The 15,960-nt window shown below is 70.8% G+C and carries 17 protein-coding genes; 8 read left to right on the forward strand and 9 right to left on the reverse strand.

Features of this window, described 5'->3' with window-relative positions; all coding sequences use genetic code 11:
* From ACTMO_RS0107080 to ACTMO_RS0107100, 5 genes are all read left to right on the forward strand, one after another.
* Positions 1-792 (forward strand): ABC transporter ATP-binding protein, encoded by a 792-nt coding sequence (locus tag ACTMO_RS0107080; RefSeq protein ID WP_019853978.1) that lies wholly within the window; start codon positions 1-3, stop codon positions 790-792.
* Positions 789-1,778 (forward strand): ABC transporter substrate-binding protein, encoded by a 990-nt coding sequence (locus tag ACTMO_RS0107085; RefSeq protein ID WP_019853979.1) that lies wholly within the window; start codon positions 789-791, stop codon positions 1,776-1,778. The genes ACTMO_RS0107080 and ACTMO_RS0107085 overlap by 4 nt, the downstream gene beginning before the upstream one ends.
* A 90-nt stretch (positions 1,779-1,868) precedes the next feature.
* Positions 1,869-2,699 (forward strand): Rossmann-like domain-containing protein, encoded by an 831-nt coding sequence (locus ACTMO_RS0107090; protein ID WP_019853980.1) that lies wholly within the window; start codon positions 1,869-1,871, stop codon positions 2,697-2,699.
* On the forward strand, positions 2,696-3,682 hold the full coding sequence (locus ACTMO_RS0107095; protein ID WP_019853981.1) for a GHMP family kinase ATP-binding protein: 987 nt from the start codon (positions 2,696-2,698) through the stop codon (positions 3,680-3,682). Before ACTMO_RS0107090 ends, ACTMO_RS0107095 begins: the two co-directional genes overlap by 4 nt.
* On the forward strand, positions 3,640-4,635 hold the full coding sequence (locus tag ACTMO_RS0107100; RefSeq protein ID WP_019853982.1) for a pyridoxal-phosphate dependent enzyme: 996 nt from the start codon (positions 3,640-3,642) through the stop codon (positions 4,633-4,635). Before ACTMO_RS0107095 ends, ACTMO_RS0107100 begins: the two co-directional genes overlap by 43 nt.
* Here the strand turns inward: ACTMO_RS0107100 and ACTMO_RS21935 are convergent.
* Positions 4,600-5,490, reverse strand: coding sequence for a helix-turn-helix domain-containing protein (locus ACTMO_RS21935; RefSeq protein WP_019853983.1), 891 nt, complete (start codon positions 5,488-5,490; stop codon positions 4,600-4,602). The genes ACTMO_RS0107100 and ACTMO_RS21935 overlap by 36 nt on opposite strands.
* Positions 5,491-5,699: 209 nt before the next feature.
* Between ACTMO_RS21935 and ACTMO_RS0107110 the strand changes: the two genes are divergently transcribed.
* A complete protein-coding gene (locus ACTMO_RS0107110; protein WP_019853984.1) occupies positions 5,700-6,119 on the forward strand; it encodes a helix-turn-helix domain-containing protein in 420 nt (139 codons plus the stop codon).
* Between the two features lie 44 nt (positions 6,120-6,163).
* On the opposite strand, the gene ACTMO_RS0107115 is transcribed toward ACTMO_RS0107110, so the two are convergent.
* The 3 genes from ACTMO_RS0107115 to ACTMO_RS0107125 form a co-directional block, all read right to left on the reverse strand.
* A complete protein-coding gene (locus ACTMO_RS0107115; RefSeq protein WP_019853985.1) occupies positions 6,164-7,276 on the reverse strand; it encodes an MAB_1171c family putative transporter in 1,113 nt (370 codons plus the stop codon).
* 6 nt (positions 7,277-7,282) lie between these two features.
* Complete coding sequence (locus ACTMO_RS0107120) at positions 7,283-7,849, reverse strand: hypothetical protein (RefSeq protein ID WP_019853986.1); 567 nt, start codon at positions 7,847-7,849, stop codon at positions 7,283-7,285.
* Between the two features lie 446 nt (positions 7,850-8,295).
* A complete protein-coding gene (locus ACTMO_RS0107125) occupies positions 8,296-9,126 on the reverse strand; it encodes an NAD-dependent epimerase/dehydratase family protein (RefSeq protein ID WP_019853987.1) in 831 nt (276 codons plus the stop codon).
* A gap of 331 nt (positions 9,127-9,457) precedes the next feature.
* Here ACTMO_RS0107125 and mmuM point away from each other — a divergent pair, with 331 nt between their 5' ends.
* The gene (mmuM, locus tag ACTMO_RS0107130) at positions 9,458-10,357 is read left to right on the forward strand and encodes a homocysteine S-methyltransferase (RefSeq protein WP_019853988.1); all 900 of its coding nucleotides are present in this window, start codon (positions 9,458-9,460) and stop codon (positions 10,355-10,357) included.
* A 19-nt stretch (positions 10,358-10,376) separates the two neighbouring features.
* On the opposite strand, the gene ACTMO_RS0107135 is transcribed toward mmuM, so the two are convergent.
* The 5 genes from ACTMO_RS0107135 to ACTMO_RS0107155 all read right to left on the reverse strand — a co-directional run bounded on the left by ACTMO_RS0107135 (position 10,377) and on the right by ACTMO_RS0107155 (position 14,854).
* Entirely contained in the window at positions 10,377-11,537 is a 1,161-nt protein-coding gene (locus ACTMO_RS0107135; RefSeq protein WP_026448960.1) for a glycosyltransferase, read from the reverse strand.
* Between the two features lie 52 nt (positions 11,538-11,589).
* A complete protein-coding gene (locus ACTMO_RS0107140) occupies positions 11,590-12,210 on the reverse strand; it encodes an L-threonylcarbamoyladenylate synthase (protein WP_019853990.1) in 621 nt (206 codons plus the stop codon).
* Positions 12,211-12,278: 68 nt separating this feature from the next.
* Entirely contained in the window at positions 12,279-13,325 is a 1,047-nt protein-coding gene (locus ACTMO_RS0107145; RefSeq protein WP_019853991.1) for a zinc-dependent alcohol dehydrogenase family protein, read from the reverse strand.
* Positions 13,326-13,395: 70 nt separating this feature from the next.
* Positions 13,396-14,064: an SDR family oxidoreductase gene (locus ACTMO_RS0107150; protein ID WP_026448961.1), complete on the reverse strand. Its 669-nt coding sequence runs from the start codon at positions 14,062-14,064 to the stop codon at positions 13,396-13,398.
* 94 nt (positions 14,065-14,158) lie between these two features.
* On the reverse strand, positions 14,159-14,854 hold the full coding sequence (locus tag ACTMO_RS0107155) for a type 1 glutamine amidotransferase domain-containing protein (protein ID WP_019853993.1): 696 nt from the start codon (positions 14,852-14,854) through the stop codon (positions 14,159-14,161).
* 123 nt (positions 14,855-14,977) lie between these two features.
* Here ACTMO_RS0107155 and ACTMO_RS0107160 point away from each other — a divergent pair, with 123 nt between their 5' ends.
* Entirely contained in the window at positions 14,978-15,925 is a 948-nt protein-coding gene (locus ACTMO_RS0107160) for a LysR family transcriptional regulator (RefSeq protein WP_084792091.1), read from the forward strand.
* Positions 15,926-15,960 lie beyond the last annotated feature (35 nt).

Here is a 15,960-nt window from a genome sequence, read left to right on the forward strand (position 1 = left end):
ATGCACGTGACGCTCGACGGGGTCTCCGTCCACCACGCGGGAGCCACCCTGGTGCGGGACCTCACCCTCCACGCCCGCGGCGGGGAGGTTCTCGGCCTGGTCGGACCGAACGGCAGCGGCAAGTCGACCGCGCTGCGCTGCGTCTACCGGGCGATCCGCCCGAGCTCGGGAACGGTGTGGCTCGGGAACACGAGGTTGGAGGAGCTCTCCCCCGGGGAGAGTGCCCGCACGGTGGCGGCGGTCACCCAGGGCAACGAGGTCGGTCTCGACTTCACCGTGGCCGAGACGGTGGCGATGGGACGTTTCCCCCATCCCGCGCGCTCCCGGGACACCGCGGAGTCCGTGGAGTCGTTGTGCCGCGCCGCGATGCTGCGCACCGACATCGCCGATCTCGCCGGGCGCGGCCTGCTCTCGCTGTCCGGGGGACAACGACAGCGCGTGATGATCGCCCGGGCGCTGGTCCAACAACCCAACGTGCTCGTGCTCGACGAACCGACCAACCACCTGGACGTGCGACACCGGATCTCGCTGCTGAGGTACCTGCGCGAGTGCGGCCTCACGGTGCTCGTGGCACTGCACGACCTCAACCTGGCAGCGCTGTGCTGCGACCGGATCGCCGTGTTCGGCGACGGCTCGGTGACCAGCACGGGAACCCCCGCCGAGGTGCTCACCCCCGAGACCGTCCGGCGGGTTTTCGGGGTGACCCCCGACGTCGTGCCGCACCCCAGAACCGGCGTCCCCCAGCTGCACTACGCACTCGACGCGGAGAACACGGAAGGGAACGACTCGTGAACGGAAACACCGCCGCGCTCGCGTCCGGGCTGGTCCTGTGCCTGCTCGTGACCGCCTGCGGGGCCGAGACAGGATCCCCCGCGCGGGCGGGGGACACGGTCACCGTGCGGAACTGCGGGCAGCGGATCGAATACCCGGTGCCGCAACGCCCGGTGGCCTACGACATGAGCAGCACCGAGAAGATGTTCGCCCTCGGACTGGCCGACCGGATGCGTGGGATCGTCATGCCCAGCACCGCCGATCCCTCGGTGGCCCGTTCCCCCTGGCGGCGGGACTACGAGAGGGTCGAGACGCTCAGCACCGACGTGCTCAGCCTCGAAGTGGTGCTGGCCGCCGAGGCCGACTGGGTGCTGGCCGGCTGGAACTCCGGTTTCAGCGAGGGCAGGGGAATCACCCCGGAGAAGCTGGAGCGGCTGGGAATCCGCAGTTACCAGCACACCGAGAGCTGTTTCGACTACGGTCCCGACCCGGTGCGGGTTCCCCCGTTGGAGGCGCTGTACACCGACCTGCTCGACCTCGGAAGGATCTTCCGCGTCCAGCAGCGCGCCGAGCGACTGGTGCACGACCTGAAGGAACGTGCCGAGGCCCTGCGCGAGCAGCACCCCGAGGGGGATCCGGCGCGGGTGTTCGTCTACGACTCGGGCACGGACGAACCGTTCACCTCCGGTGGGCAGGCCGCCCCCGAGGCGATCGTCTCCCTGGCCGGCGGGCGCAACATCCTGTCCGGAACGAAGCAGCGCTGGACCACCGTGGGGTGGGAGCGGGTGGTCGAGGCCGACCCCGAGGTGATCGCGGTGGTCGACTACGGCGACAGACCCGTCGAGGAGAAGATCCGCTTCCTCCGGTCCTTCCCCCCGTTGTCCTCCACGCCGGCGGTGCGGAACGACCGCTTCCACGTCCTCGACTACGGCAGCGCCGTGAGCGGCCCCCGCAACGTGGCGGCCGCCGAGAAACTCGCCGAGTACCTGCGTTCGATCGGGCGCTGAAGGCCCCGAAGGACGCGTTGTCCACCACGGGCTCGAAGCCGGAGACCGACCCGAGCCCGCCAAGAACGGGAAGAAAGCCGAGACCTCGCGATGAGAACGACCAACGAAGCACGGAGTGTCGAGGACCTCGTGGACGGTGTGCTGTCCGGGAGCCGGGGTCCGTCCCCCGACGCGCTGTGCGCCACCAGTGTGTTCTGGGTCCACCACGGCACCCGGCTGTCCGGGGGCACGGTGACCTACCGCACCCGCTACGTGCTCGTCCGGGTGGGGCGGGTCTTCGGGGCCTGCGCCTTCGAGGAGAACGAGCTGGACCCCCGAGTCTGCGAACAGTGGTCGGGAGCCACGGTGGAGCGGTTGCTGCGGCACGCGCCGCCGCCGGTGCGGGCCGCCGCGCTGGACGCCTACCTCGGGTCGGTGGAGGCGCACGGCTCGGCCCCGGGAACCGAACGTCTCGTGCTGCCCTCCGGAACCCCGGAGACCCGTGCCGAGGCCAGGGACGCGGCCATCGTCGGCTCGCTCGACATCACCCCCGGCACGAACGTCGCGCTGATCGGGGTGGTCGACCCGCTGGTGGCCGCCGTGCGGGAACGAGGCGGAAAGTGTGTGCTCTGTGACTTCAACCTGGAGCGGACCCGGTGGGGCGATCCGGTGGCCGACCACCTCTCCGAGGTGCTGCCCGAGGCGGAGGCCGTGATCGCCACCGGCATGACCCTGGGCAACGGGACGTTCGACGTGATCCTCGACCACTGTCGACAACGAGGGCTGCCCCTGGTGGTCTACGCCCAGACGGCAAGCCACACGGCCCGGGCCTTCCTCGGCGACGGGGTGACCGCCCTGCTGGCCGAACCCTTCCCGTTCTCACAGTTCAGCGCCGATCCCACGGTGGTGTACCGCTATCGCGCGGGAAGCGGGGTCGTATGAGCGGTTCGGTGCTGCCCACCAGGACGTTCGGGTACTCCTCCTGCCACCACGGCGAGCTCCTGCAGGGAGTCTTCCGTGACTCCGAGAGACGACTGTGCCGTGGGCTGGTCACGTTGCCGGTGTCCGGCCCCGGTGTGAACGCCGAGTTCCTGCCCGAACCCGGCACGTCCCCGGAGTCGCTGAGGGTGGAACCCGACACCAAGACCAAAGCCGCCGAGGCCGCCGTGCTGGCCTGCGCGGAGTGCGCGCGTCGCGCCCGGAGCGCTCCGTGCGGGGGGCTGGTCAGACTGGCCAGCACCGTTCCGCTCGGGGTGGGGATGGGTTCCTCGACCAGCGACGTCATCGCCGTGGTGCGTGCGGTGGCCGCGGGTTTCGGGGTTTCGCTGCCCTGGCACACCATCGCCGCGATCGCCGTGCGCGCCGAGGGGGCCTCGGATCCGCTGATGCTGGAGGACTCCGCCCTGTTGTTCGCGCAACGGGAGGGGCGGGTACTCGAACACTTCGGACGCGGTCTGCCCCGGATGGTGGTGGTCGGCTGCCTCACCGGGGGCGGAGACACGGTGGACACCCTGCGGCTGCCCCCCGGCGGGCAGCGGGAGGAGGACGTGCGGTTGTTCCAGCGGCTGCGCGGGTTGTTGCGGCGTGCGGTGGCCGAGTCCGACGTGGAGCTGCTCGGTCGGGTCAGCACCGAAAGCGCCCGGCACAACCAACGGGTCCTGCCCAAGCCCGAGCTGGAGAGCCTGGAACGCATCGCGGGGCGGGTCGGTGCGGTCGGGGTCCAGGTGGCGCACAGCGGCAACGTGGCCGGCCTGCTCTTCGATCCGGACAGTGCCGGGGTGCGGACCCGGCTGCGGGAGTGCGTACGGGCCCTGGACCGCCACGGGATCCCGTTCTCCCGCCTGTTCAGAACCTATCCCGTGCCGAGGGGAGGACAACCGGTATGGACACCCACATCGCCGACGCGATCAGCCGTCCGTGCCTGATACGGCTCACGGACAGGGTGGTATGCCTCCGTTTCGAGACGATGAAGGTCGTTTCGGCGCTGGAGGCGGTACGTCGTCTGCTCGACCAGGGCCGGATCAGTCCCGGTGACACCGTGATCGACAGTTCCAGCGGGATATACGCGTACGCCCTGGCGCTGGCCTGTCACCGTTTCGGGTTGCGTTGTCGTATCGTCGGATCGACCACCGTGGACGAGACCCTGCGGCTGCAACTGGAGATCCTCGGTGCGGAGCTGGAGCGGATGCCCCCCTCGGGCAGTCTGGAACTCGACCAGAACCGCCGGGTACGGCGCATCGAGGAGATCCTGCGCGAGCATCCCGAGTACCACTGGATGCGGCAGTACCACGACGGCATCCACTATCTCGGATACCGCGGCGTCGCCGAACGCATCGCCGAGGAGGTCGGCACCGCAGGGCTGACCGTGGTGGGCGGGGTGGGCTCCGGAGCCTCCACCGGGGCGCTGGCGAGCGAACTCCGGCGGCACTCGGAGGGGGTGCGGCTTGTGGGGGTTCAGCCCTTCGGCAGTGTCACCTTCGGCGGCCACCACGTGTCCGATCCCGACATCATCATAGCCGGGATCGGCAGCTCCATCCCCTTCGACAACGTGGACCACACCCTCTACGACACGATCCACTGGGTCTCCTTCGAGGCCGCCCTGGCGGGAAGCGTCGAACTGCTCCGCTCGCACGCGGTGTTCGCGGGGTTGTCCAGCGGAGCGGCCTATCTCGCGGCGAACTGGGAGGACTCCCTGGACGGGGAGGGAACCGTGCTGTTCGTGGCCGCCGACACCGGCCACCGTTACGCCGAGTCCGTGTTCGCCCACCACCGGCGGGCACGCGACGTGCGGGGTCTGGCCCCCCACGAGGTGGACACCGTGGACGGACTGGCCCACCCCTGGTCACGGATGGAGTGGGGGAGACGTCCCCCGGAGTGATCCCGCCGACACGGCGGCGTGTGGGGGCCGTTGCCGGGGACTCTCGGCCAGTGCCCGCAGCCGACGCGGATGACCGGCCGCGCGCACGGCCAGTCGGGTGAGCTCGGCGGTTCCCGCCGGTGCGGTGGGAGCGAGGTGTCTGGTCAGTAACCGTACCCCGTGTTCGGGGGAGAGCCCTCCGAGAGCCAGGCGCTCGGCCGCTCCGGAGAGGGTGAGTTCGCTCAGGAAGTGGCGGCTGGTGACCAGCACCCGGCTGCCGGCCGTGCCGGGCAGCAACGAGTGGACCTGTTCCGCGTCCGAGGCGTCGTCCAGCACGAGCAGCACTCGGCGCCGGGCCAGCAGGCTGCGCAGCAGCCGCGTGCGGGCGTGCCGGCCCGTCGGAGGGGCACTGTGTCCCAGGTCCTCCAGCAGTTCGGCGAGCACCGTCGAGGGATCCGGTTCGGCGGCGAGATCACGGTAGAGGATTCCGTCGGCGAAGCGTCGCCGACATCGCCGGGCCCAGTGCACCGCGAGCGCGGTCTTTCCGATACCGGCGGGTCCGGTGAGCAGGACGTGCGACTGACGGGTGATCCGGTCCATCCTGCGGATCTCGTCCTCCCGCCCCAGGAGTTCGGTCACCGGCGGCAGTTGGTCGGCAACGACCTCCGTGGTCGGGGTGGGAGCGAGCTCGGCCAGCGCGCCCTCCGCCCCGAGCACCTCGTCGAAACGGGCCGCGGTCTCGGGGGTGGGGCGTTTGCGCCCCCGCTCCAGGTGCGAGACCAACGACACGTGACAGTGCGCCCGTGCGGCGAGCTGGCGTTGTGAGAGCCTGCGGTAGCAGCGCCAGTACCTCAGGGTTTCCGCGAAAAGGGCCATGCGGCTACAGCGCGATCCTTCCGGTTCCGACTGGACGGACTGAGGGGTACGTGGGACGCCGAGAGACGCCTCGTTCGGTCTGTCCCCGTTCGCCGATGTTCGCTACAGTGGACACCGGCGAGGCGAAAAGTACGCCGCACCGGGTTTTCGTGTCAACTGGGGCGAACGGTTCGGGAATACTGTCCACTGTGGCGGACACGGGACGAGCTATGGACGACGAAGAGAACGCGGAGGGGTTCCCGCTGGGAGAGCGGATCTCCTTTCTGCGGCGCACCCTCCCCAAACCGGGAGGAGGGCGCTACACCTGGGACGAAGTCGTCACGGGCACGGGTGTGGGACGTTCCTATCTGTACGAACTGCGGGCGGGGAACAAGACCGACCCCTCCATGCGGATCGTCAAGGCGTTGGCCGAGTTCTTCTCCGTCCCGGTGGACTTCCTCGTCGCCGAGGACGAGCGCGCGCTGCGCTACGCACGACAGATGGACACCGCCATACGGCTCGGTGAGGCGGATGTGGTCCACATCGCCGCCCGTTCGGGTGAGCTGTCCCCGCACAACCGTCGGTTGGTCTGCGAACTGGTCGAGCGACTGGCGGCGCTGGAGAACGAGGCGAACTCCGGAGAGGGGTGAGGACACGACCGGGACGGGATCCCGGAACCGGTGCCGCCGGCAGCTCAGCGCTCCCGGGACCTCCGTGGTAGGGGGGTGGTGTCGCGATGGTCCTGATCCTCCATCGCCCGCGCCAGCCGCACCAGGGCGTCCTCGGTGTCACTGACGGCCACCGGCACGGCCTCGCCGCTGGTGGGAACCACGCCCTGGCGTTCGCGGCGCAGCGCGGTGTTCACGGCGGTGGCCTGCTCAGCCAGCGGGGTGTCGACGGTGATCCCCAGATCGGCCAACTGCGGTCCGAGACGCAGCAGCGCGTCGCGGATCTCGACGGTTCGCCGCCAGTGACGGCGGTGCACCCGCCACGGTACCCAGCGCCGCCACCGTCGCTCGCGGTGTCCGACCGTCGGAGGAAGGACCTCGTGCAACCTCACCCACAAGGGTGTGAGCAGCCGGTACTGCCTCCAGTGCCGTGCCCACAACCGCATGGCGTCGACGCGGGCCAACCACACCGGGTACAGCAGTCCGAGCAGGAACAGGGCCCGTCCGGTGTGTAGCGCCGTCCGCACCGTCGTGTCCACGGTGGTCGGCATTCGGCCCGTGTTCCCCAGGAACGCCGCACCCGCCTCCGCGCAGACGGCCAGGCCGTACAGCCACAGCCCGAAGGCACCCACCCGGGGCCCCGGCCGCATCCGGTCGGCCACCTCGCGAGCGTAGCGGGCTGACCAGGAACCGGCCCGCAGCGTCATCACCGCCGTGTAACCCCCCGAGATCAGGTGGAACCCCGGTGGCCCCACCTCGGCCGAGATCTGCGGCAGTGTCGTCAGCAGCACCAGGGCGAGCACGACGACGGCCGCGCCGAGCAGCTCACCACGCGCCCGTCGGTGTGCCTCGGGGAGGGGATGGGCACTGTAGTGGAAGAACAACAGCAGCGAGGCGACGGCCGCGACACGGACTCCGTGTGTGGCCAGCACCGTCGCTGCCGAGGACCCGCCCGCCAAGGCGTGCACCAGCGTCGTGTGCGTGCCCCACGGTGCGGGTTCGATCAGCAGGAACAGCAGCAGGGACGCGTTCAGACCGAGCAGGGCTGGGTCTGTCGGCGTGCGGCGCAGCCGCAGCAGCCGGCCGCACGACAGGACCAGCAGTGCGATCGTGGCCGTGGTGCGCGAGACCGGTTCCATATCCGTTCACACCCAGCCGGGGTCGCCTTCGAGCGCCGCCTGGGCGTGTGCCGCACGGTGGGAGCGGGCCGGGGTGCGCAGGGACTTGGCCACCTCGGCCCGCTCCAGCAGCAGGGTGGCGATGTCCTCGGCCTCACGTTCCCGGGCGTCGTCGTGGTGTTCCCGCGGCAGCAGTCGCGCGATCAGCTCGGGCGGAAGATCCGGAAGCAGCTGCCCGAGCAGCTCGTTGTGGCCCGTCTCGGGATGGTGCGTGGCCAGCATGTGCCCGATCTCGTGGGCGATGATGTGCTCCTGGTGAGCCAGGGTGGTGTGCTGCTGGTAGCACACGTAGTCGGCCTTTCCCGTGGCTATCCACAGCCCGGAAGGCCCCCGCGGGTCCAGAGCCATGGGAATCAGCCGCAGCGGCCTGCCACGCCGTTCGGCGAGCCGGGCGGCGACCGTGGCCATGTCGGTGGGACCGTGCAGTCGCAGGTTGTCCAGCTCCCGACGCAGCCTCCGCCGGAGTGCCCACAGTTCCCGTTCACGGCGCAGCCGGTGTCCCAGCCGCGCCACCCCGTTGTTCACCCTCGTCACACGGAGAATCCTAGGTTCGGCGGCGCGGTGTTCGGCAGGGAGCTTCCCGCAGGGGATTCGTGCCGAGCACGAATGGGGTTCGCTGGAGAGATGGTTGACCGGGTTTGTCAACCCGTCACGACTGTCGTGGTGGGCTCGACTGTGTTTTCCTGGATTCGGCCCACATCCGGGATCCTCCCGGTGGATGACGTGGTGGTCGCGACGTGGGGCGGTCTCGGGGTTCTCTGGGGGTACCCCGAGACCGTGTGTCGCCCTCGGTGGCCGCCGTCCGCCGCGTTCGTTCGCGACCTTCGCGGGTCTTGAGGCTCCCAGCGTTTTCCCAGCTCTCTTCCGGTTCCTTCGCACCTTCTTCCGGCGGGATGGCGTCGAAGCGATCCGGAAGGGAGGTGGTGGGACGACAGGCGTTTCGCGGCCGGTGAGCGCTTCCTGGCGGCGGTGGCCCGGGGTCAGGGATGGCGTCGTCCCCGCCCGGCCAGTATCGCCCGGTAACCCTCCCGGTAGGTGGGGTGGGCGAACCGGAATCCGGTGGAGCGGAGCCGGTCGTTGCGGAACCGCTTGTCCCCGGTGACCGGGTGGTCCGCCGCCGGTGGAGGGCCGCCGGTCTGTTCGGCGAGGAACCGGAGTACCTCGGTCCGTTCGACCGGGCAGTCGTCGACTCCCAGATAGACCGGTTCCGGGTTCGGGACGTCGGTGGTCAGGTGCACGATGGCCGCGGCGGCGTCGTCGCGGTGGATGCGGTTGGTGTAGCGCGGGGCGGGGGAGTTCGGGACCTCCCCCGTGCGGGCCTGGTCGATCAGCGAGGTCCGGCCGGGCCCGTATAGTCCGGCGAGTCGCAGGACGACCGCGTCCGGACGTCGTTCGCGCACCGCGTGTTCGGCCTCCAACAGCACCCGCCCGGTCTCCGAGGCCGGCTCGGCGGGGCTGCGTTCGTCGAGCCAGCCGGTGGCGTTGCCGTACACGGCGGTGGAGGACACGAACAGGATCCTGGGACTGCTCCCGCTCCGGTCGAGTGCGTCGAGCACGTTCCGGGTTCCGTCCAGATAGGTGCGTCGGTATCCCTCCGCGTTCCGTCGGTCCGCAGTGAGCACGATGACGACGACCCCGGTGTCCTCGGGCACCGGCGGTCGCTGGTGGGTGAGGTCCACCGAGTGCCCGGTGATCGCCCCGGGAAGGCGCTCGGCCGAGCGGCGGAGGCCGACCACCCGGTGACCGGCTTCCGCGAAACGCAGTCCGGTTTCCGTGCCGAGGTCGCCGCATCCGGCCAGCAAGACCGTCATGTTCGCTCCTTGCTCGGGGATCGTGGTCGGAAACCCGCCCGGGCCACCGGCCGCGCGTGCGGGAACTCGCCGCGTGGCGAGCCACCTCGGGTGGCCACTGAGCCTTCGTGTCGGACGAAGTCGTTCCGGGCCGGTTTCCACCCGTGGGTGCCGTCGTGGGCGGAAAGCCTACCGTTCCGTGGTCCGCGTCGTGGCCGAGGCCGTCGCGTTCCGTTTCCGAACGGAACCGGGGGTTTCTTTCGGTCGAAATCCACCGTGTTTTCAGTGCACACCGAAACCAACTCTCACCACGACTTCACGAACACCCACTCGGTCCGCCTAGAGTGGGCGAGTGGACTTTCTCGACTCCGCGGAGCAGGTACTGGTCACCGACGGGGGCCTGGCCACCGAACTCGAGGCGCGTGGGCACGACCTCTCGGACGCGTTGTGGTCGGCGCGGCTGCTGGCCGACGCCCCGGAGGAGATCGTGGCGGCGCACCGGGCCTTCTTCCGCGCCGGAGCCGTGATCGCCACCACGGCCACCTACCAGGCCTCCTTCGAGGGCTTCGCGGCCCGCGGGCTCGACAGGAAACAGACCCTGCGGCTGCTGCGGCGCGGTGTGGAAGCTGCCGAGACCGCGCGTGCCGAGGTCTCCGGGGACGGGCGGAGGCGCTGGGTGGCGGCCTCGGTCGGACCGTACGGGGCGTTCCTGGCCGACGGGTCGGAGTACCGGGGTCGTTACGGCCTGAACGTCCGGGAACTGCGGGACTGGCACCGTCCGCGTCTGGAGGCGCTGGCCGAGTCCGGCGCGGACCTGTTGGCGCTGGAGACCGTTCCGGACCTGGACGAGGGACGTGCGCTGGTGGAACTGGTGGCGACAACAGGGTTTCCGGCGTGGCTGTCCTACACCGTCGAGCACGGGCGCACCCGGGCCGGGCAGCCGATGTCCGAGGCCTTCGCGGTCGCCGCGGGTGTTCCCGAGATCCTCGCTGTCGGCGTGAACTGCTGTCACCCGGAGGAGGTGCCCGCCGCCGTGGAGGCCGCACGCGCGGCCACGGGCAAACCGGTGATCGCCTACCCGAACAGCGGCGAAGGCTGGGACCCGACGCGGCAGGACTGGATCGGCCCCGACAGCTACTCCGCCGAGCGTGCCCGGCGGTGGGTCGCTGAAGGCGCACGTGTGGTGGGCGGGTGCTGCCGAGTGGGACCCACCGAGATCGCCGAACTGGCCGGGGTCGTGCGCGAGGCCTGATGAGGTGCGGTGCCCGCCCTCATTCGACGGTCCGCGAGGCGGGATAGCTGCGTCCCTTCCAACTCGCTCCCCGTCCGCAGCGGTGCCTGCGGGCCGAGTCGAGGGTCATCAGCGTGTACAACACGGCCGTCGCGGGGAGCAGGAAGGCCGCCACGCCCGGTCGCCCGTGGTACCGCAGCATCGGGACGAACGTGCCGGCCATGATCAGCCAGCAGCCTGCTCCCAGCAGGGAGGGAAGGAGAGCTCCGAGCGCGAGTCCGGCCGAGGTGACCACCACGGGGCCGAGGAACACCACCACGAGCCCGACCACGGTCGCCCCCAGCAGCGCCGGTGAGTACCGCAGCTGGGTGTAGGCGGTGCGACTGATCATGTGCCACAGATCCCCCAGCCTCGGGTAGGAACGAACACTGCGGACCTTCTCGGCCAGCCCGAGCCAGATCCGCCCACCCGCTCGTTTGACCGCGCGTGCCAGGGCCACGTCGTCGATCACGGCCCCCCGCACGGCCTCCACCCCACCGGCCCGGGCCAGGGCGCCGTGGCGCACCAGCACACAACCGCCGGCGGCCGCCGCCGTGCGGGCGGCGGGATCGTTGACCCGGCGGAAGGGGAACAGCAGGGCGAAGAAGTACACGAACGCGGGAACGAGCAGCCGTTCCCAACGGCTGTCGGTGCGCAGCCGAGCCATCTGCGAGACCAGGTCGTAGCCGCCTTCCGCGGCGGCCACGAGATCACGCACCGAACCGGGGGCGTGGACGATGTCGGCGTCGGTGAACAGCACGTAGTCCACCTCTGCCGCCCGCGCGAGGCCGTGGGCCATGGCCCAGGTCTTGCCGGTCCACCCCTCGGGAGGTGCTCCGGGGGAGGTCACCGTCAACGGCAGTACCGCTCCGGAGGTGGAGGCCAGGGACTCGGCGAGGGCTCCGGTGCCGTCGTCGCTGGCGTCGTCCACCAGGATCACCCGGGTGGGGCCGGGACACTCCTGCCGGAGCAGAGCGGGCAGGGTCCGCGGCAGCACCCCGGCCTCCCGCCGCGCGGGAACCACGATCGCCAGGGACGGTCGGCTCGCGGGCGTCCCCCGCACGGGGAGCCGTTGGTCGGTGCGCCAGAACCCGCCGTGCAGCACCAGCAGCCACAGCCACACCGCCAGGACCGTTCCACCCGCGACTGTCCAACCGAGCACGGCGACGAGCCTGCCAGAACGAGTGCGTGGCGGCAGCACGTCGACGGCGGAACTACTCGAACAGGGAGGGGTCGCCCGCCCCGTAGCGGACGATCTCGGGCTCGTCGCCGGAGAAGTCCACCACGGTGGTGGGCTCGGTGCCGCAGTCGCCGGAGTCGATCACGGCGTCCACGCTGCGGTCGAGGCGTTGTTTGATGTCCCAGCCGTCATCCATCGGCTCCCGCTGGTCGGGCAGCAGCAGGGTGCTCGACAGCAGGGGCTCGTCCAGTGTGTCCAGCAGCGCCTGGGCGGTGACGTGGTCGGGGATGCGCACTCCGACGGTTTTCTTCCTGGGATGCAGCAGCCTGCGGGGAACCTCCTTGGTGGCGGGCAGGATGAACGTGTAGCTGCCCGGTGTGGCCGCCTTGACCGCGCGGAAGATCGTGTTGTTGACGGTGACGAGCTGTCCGAGCTCGGAGAAGTTCCGGCACACCAGGGTGAAGTGGTGGTGCTGGTCGAGATGGCGGATGGCGCGGATGCGCTCCAGCCCGTCCTTGTTCCCCACCCTGCAGCCGAGGGCGAAACAGGAGTCGGTGGGATAGACCACCAGGCCGTCCTGTCGGAGGATCTCGGCGGCCTGGTTGAGAGCCCGTCGCTGCGGATTGCGCGGGTGCACCTCGAAGTACTGTGCCATGGGCCGAGCCTAGGCGCGGTCGGGCCGTGGCGCAGACACGCGTGCTCCACCGGGCGGAAGAGTGCCGTTCAGCCGAGCTCGGCGACGGTGATCCCGGCTTGTCGGGAGCTCGGTTTGTTCATCGCGGCCAGTTCCCTCGGAACATCGTCCAGTCCGATCCGGCGGCCGACCAGGCGGTCGAGGTCGATCCGGGAGCCGGTGAGCAGCCGCATCATCTTCGGATACTCGTGGGCCTGCAGGCCGTGGCTGCCGAGCAGCCGTAGTTCCCGCGCGATCACCAGATGCATCGGAACGGGAGCCGGGCCCTGTTGGGGAGGCATCAGCCCGAGCTGCACGTGGGTGCCGTGGGTGCGCAGGACGGAGACCGAAGTGACGCAGCTGTCGGGATGTCCCACGCAGTCCAGTGAGACGTGAGCGCCTCCGCCGGTGAGTTCCCGGACCCGCTCGGCGGTGTCGTGGCTTCCGCGTCCGTCGACCGTGTGTTCCGCACCCAGTTCGGAGGCCAGGCGCAGTGCTTGTTCGGAGAGGTCGACGGCCACCACCCGGGCCCCCGCGGCGACGGCGATCACCACCGCCGAGAGCCCCGCTCCTCCGCAGCCGTGCACCGCGACCCACTGGCCGGCCCGAACCTCCCCCTGCCGCAGGACGGCGCGGAAGGCGGTGGCGAACCGGCAGCCGAGAGCGGCGGCCGAGGTGGAGGTGAGCTCGTCGGGCAGGGCCACCAGGTTCGTTTCGGCCCGCCGCACGGCGAGCCGCTCGGCGAAGGAACCCCAGTGGGTGACTCCCGGCTGGAACTGGTGCGCACAGACCTGCTGATTCCCCGTGGCGCACTGGTGGCACGTGCCGCAGGCACACACGAACGGGACGGTGACTCGCTGCCCGGGGTGCCAGCCGCGCACCCGCGACCCCACCTCCACGAGGCGTCCGGCCAGCTCGTGCCCGGCCACGTGCGGCAGGGTGACCTCGGACTCGTGGCCCTGCCAGGTGTGCCAGTCACTGCGGCACAGCCCGGTGGCCTCGACCTCCACGACCACCCCGTCGGGGGGAACATCCGGGTCGGGGACGGTGCGTACTTCGGGGCTGGCCCCGAACTCGTCGAACACAACGGCCCGCATCACTGTCCCCTCCCCGTCGGCGTCGTCCGCGTTCCGGGCGGATCCTACGGGGGGATCTCACCGACTACACCTAACCGGTGGGAGCGCCCAGGGCGGCGACCGCCTCCGCGATCGGCGTGTTCCCCTCGGTCAGTTCGAGCGTCCGGCCACCTCCCCGCCGTGTGGTGAGCAACTCGGCCAACACGGCGGCCACGTCCTGACGTGGAACCCGCCCCGGTGTCACGGGTGGGGAGGACAGTGTGACCAGACCGCGTCCCGGATCCTCGGTGAGCGCGCCGGGACGCAGGACGGTCCAGTCCAGGTTCCGGGAGCGCAGGTCCTGTTCGGCGCTCGTCTTGGCGTCGATGTAGGCCTGCCAGACCTCTCCGGCGTCCGGGTCCGGGGACCGTCCGGCGCCCATCGTGGAGACCTGCACGAAACGCGGCACTCCGGCCTCCTCGGCGGCCGAGGCCAGCAGCACCGACCCGTCCCGGTCCACGGTGTACTTGCGTTCGACGCCGCTTCCGGGACCCGAGCCCGCCGCGAACACGAGCGCGTCGGTGCCCCGCAGCGACCGGGTGATTTCGTCCCGGCCGGTGTGTTCCAGGTCGACTTCGAGGGGGTGTGCCCCGGCGGCCTCCACCTCGGGGACGTGCTCGGGTTTCCTGACCAGCCCGAACACCTCCGCTCCCCGCTCGTGGAGCAGGCGGGTCAGCCGCAACGCGATCTTCCCGTGTCCACCCGCGATGGTGATGCGCATCTCGGTCCTTTCCGAACGGGGGTGACCGGACACGTTCTCCGCGCCGGTGTGCCGGGCGGAACCCCGGCGTCAGCCGCCGGGGTCCGCCCGTGACTCACGCCAGCGTGGCGAGCATCCGTTCGGCCAGCGGCTCGGAGGAGGCCGGGTTCTGGCCGGTGTGCAGGTTGCGGTCGACGACCACGTTGGGTTCCCACGGTTGTCCCTCGGAGAACTCGGTTCCGAGAGCCACCAGCCTGTCCTGGAGCAGCCACGCGGCCTTGTCGGCCAGCCCGGCCTGTTTCTCCTCCGCGTTGGTGAACCCGGTGAGGCGGTACCCGGCGAACGGACTGCTCCCGTTCCCGCTCTCGGTGGCCAGCAGGGCCGCCGGGGCGTGGCAGACCACCCCCAACGGCTTGCCCGACTCCAGGGTGTCGGTCAGCAGCCGGGCGGAGTCCCCGTTGACGGCCAGGTCCTCCATGGGGCCGTGACCCCCCGGGTAGAACACGGCGTCGTAGTCCTCCGGTCGCACGTCCTCCAGCCGCACCGGCTGGCGCAGTTCGGCCGCGGACTCCAGGGTGGCGGCGACCCGCTCGGCTTTCTCCTGGCCGCCGTTGGCCTCCGGGGCCAGACTGGACCGGTCGACCGGCGGGAGAACACCACCGGGAGTGGCCACGACCACCCGGTGTCCCGCCTCGGTGAACACGCGGTACGGGGCGGCGAACTCCTCGGCCCAGTAGCCGGTGGGGTGCTGTGTCCCGTCAGCCAGCGTCCAGTGGTCGGCGCCGGTCATCACGAACAGGATCCTGGCCATGTTCCCACTCTCCTCGTTCTCGAAGCTCTCTGTAGGGCCCGGGCTCGGTGGCCTGGGCCGTTCGGGGGGCACGGTCTCGACCGTAGGCCGCATTCCCATTATTCGGCCAATAGGGTTTCCGCTATGGTCCATAGAAAAGATGATGGCTCTGCCGGGGACGTCGGCCCGGGGAACACCGGTGCTCCCCCGGACCTGGGGCTGCTGCGTACCTTTCTCGTCGTGTACCGCTCCGGGGCGTTCACCGCCGCGGCCCGCCTGCTGGGGCTGTCCCAGCCCACCGTGACCGCCCAGGTGCGCACTCTGGAGCGACGTCTGGGGCGTCAGCTGTTCGAGCGGGTGCCCAAGGGGGTGGTCCCCACCACGGTGGCCGACGAGCTGGCCGCCGAGGTGGCGGGCCCACTGGACACGTTGACCGCCGTGGCCGAGCGGGGCAGGGAAAGCGGGCGGGTGCCCGCCGAGCCGGTGCACCTGGCGGGCCCGGCCGAGTTCCTGTGCGTGAGTGCGCTGCCGGCGCTGGGCGATCTCGTCGAGCGGGGAGTGCGACTGCGGATCACCACCGGCCTGGCCGACGAACTGCTCGACGGGCTGCGGGACGGACGCTTCGACCTGGTGGTCTCCTCCGTGCGGCCACGCGGGCGCACCGTCACCGCCGCCCCCCTCCTGGACGAGGAGTTCGTGCTCGTGGCCTCCCCACACTGGGCGGAACGCCTGGGGCCGCTCACCCCGGAGGACCCCGGGGTGGTGGAGGAAGCGCCCCTGGTCACCTACGCCGAGGACCTGCCCATCCTCCGCCGGTACTGGCGGCACGTGTTCCACCGGCGATTGACCACGCGGGCGGCGGTGGTGGTTCCGGACCTGCGTGGTGTGCGCGCGGCCGTGGTCGCCGGGGCCGGAGTCACCGTGTTGCCCCGGTACCTGTGCGTCGCCGAACTCGGCTCCGGCGAGCTGGTCCCCTTGCTGGAGCCCGTCGATCCCCCGGTGAACACGGGTTTTCTGGCCCACCGCACCGGTGCGCCGCAGCGCGAACACGTCACCCTGGTGCGCGAGCGCCTGCTGCGCGGTTCCCGGTGAGGAAGCGGCCGTGTTCACCCCTCGGGCCGACGGAA

Source organism: Actinopolyspora mortivallis DSM 44261 (assembly GCF_000384035.1).
GTDB lineage: Bacteria > Actinomycetota > Actinomycetes > Mycobacteriales > Pseudonocardiaceae > Actinopolyspora > Actinopolyspora mortivallis.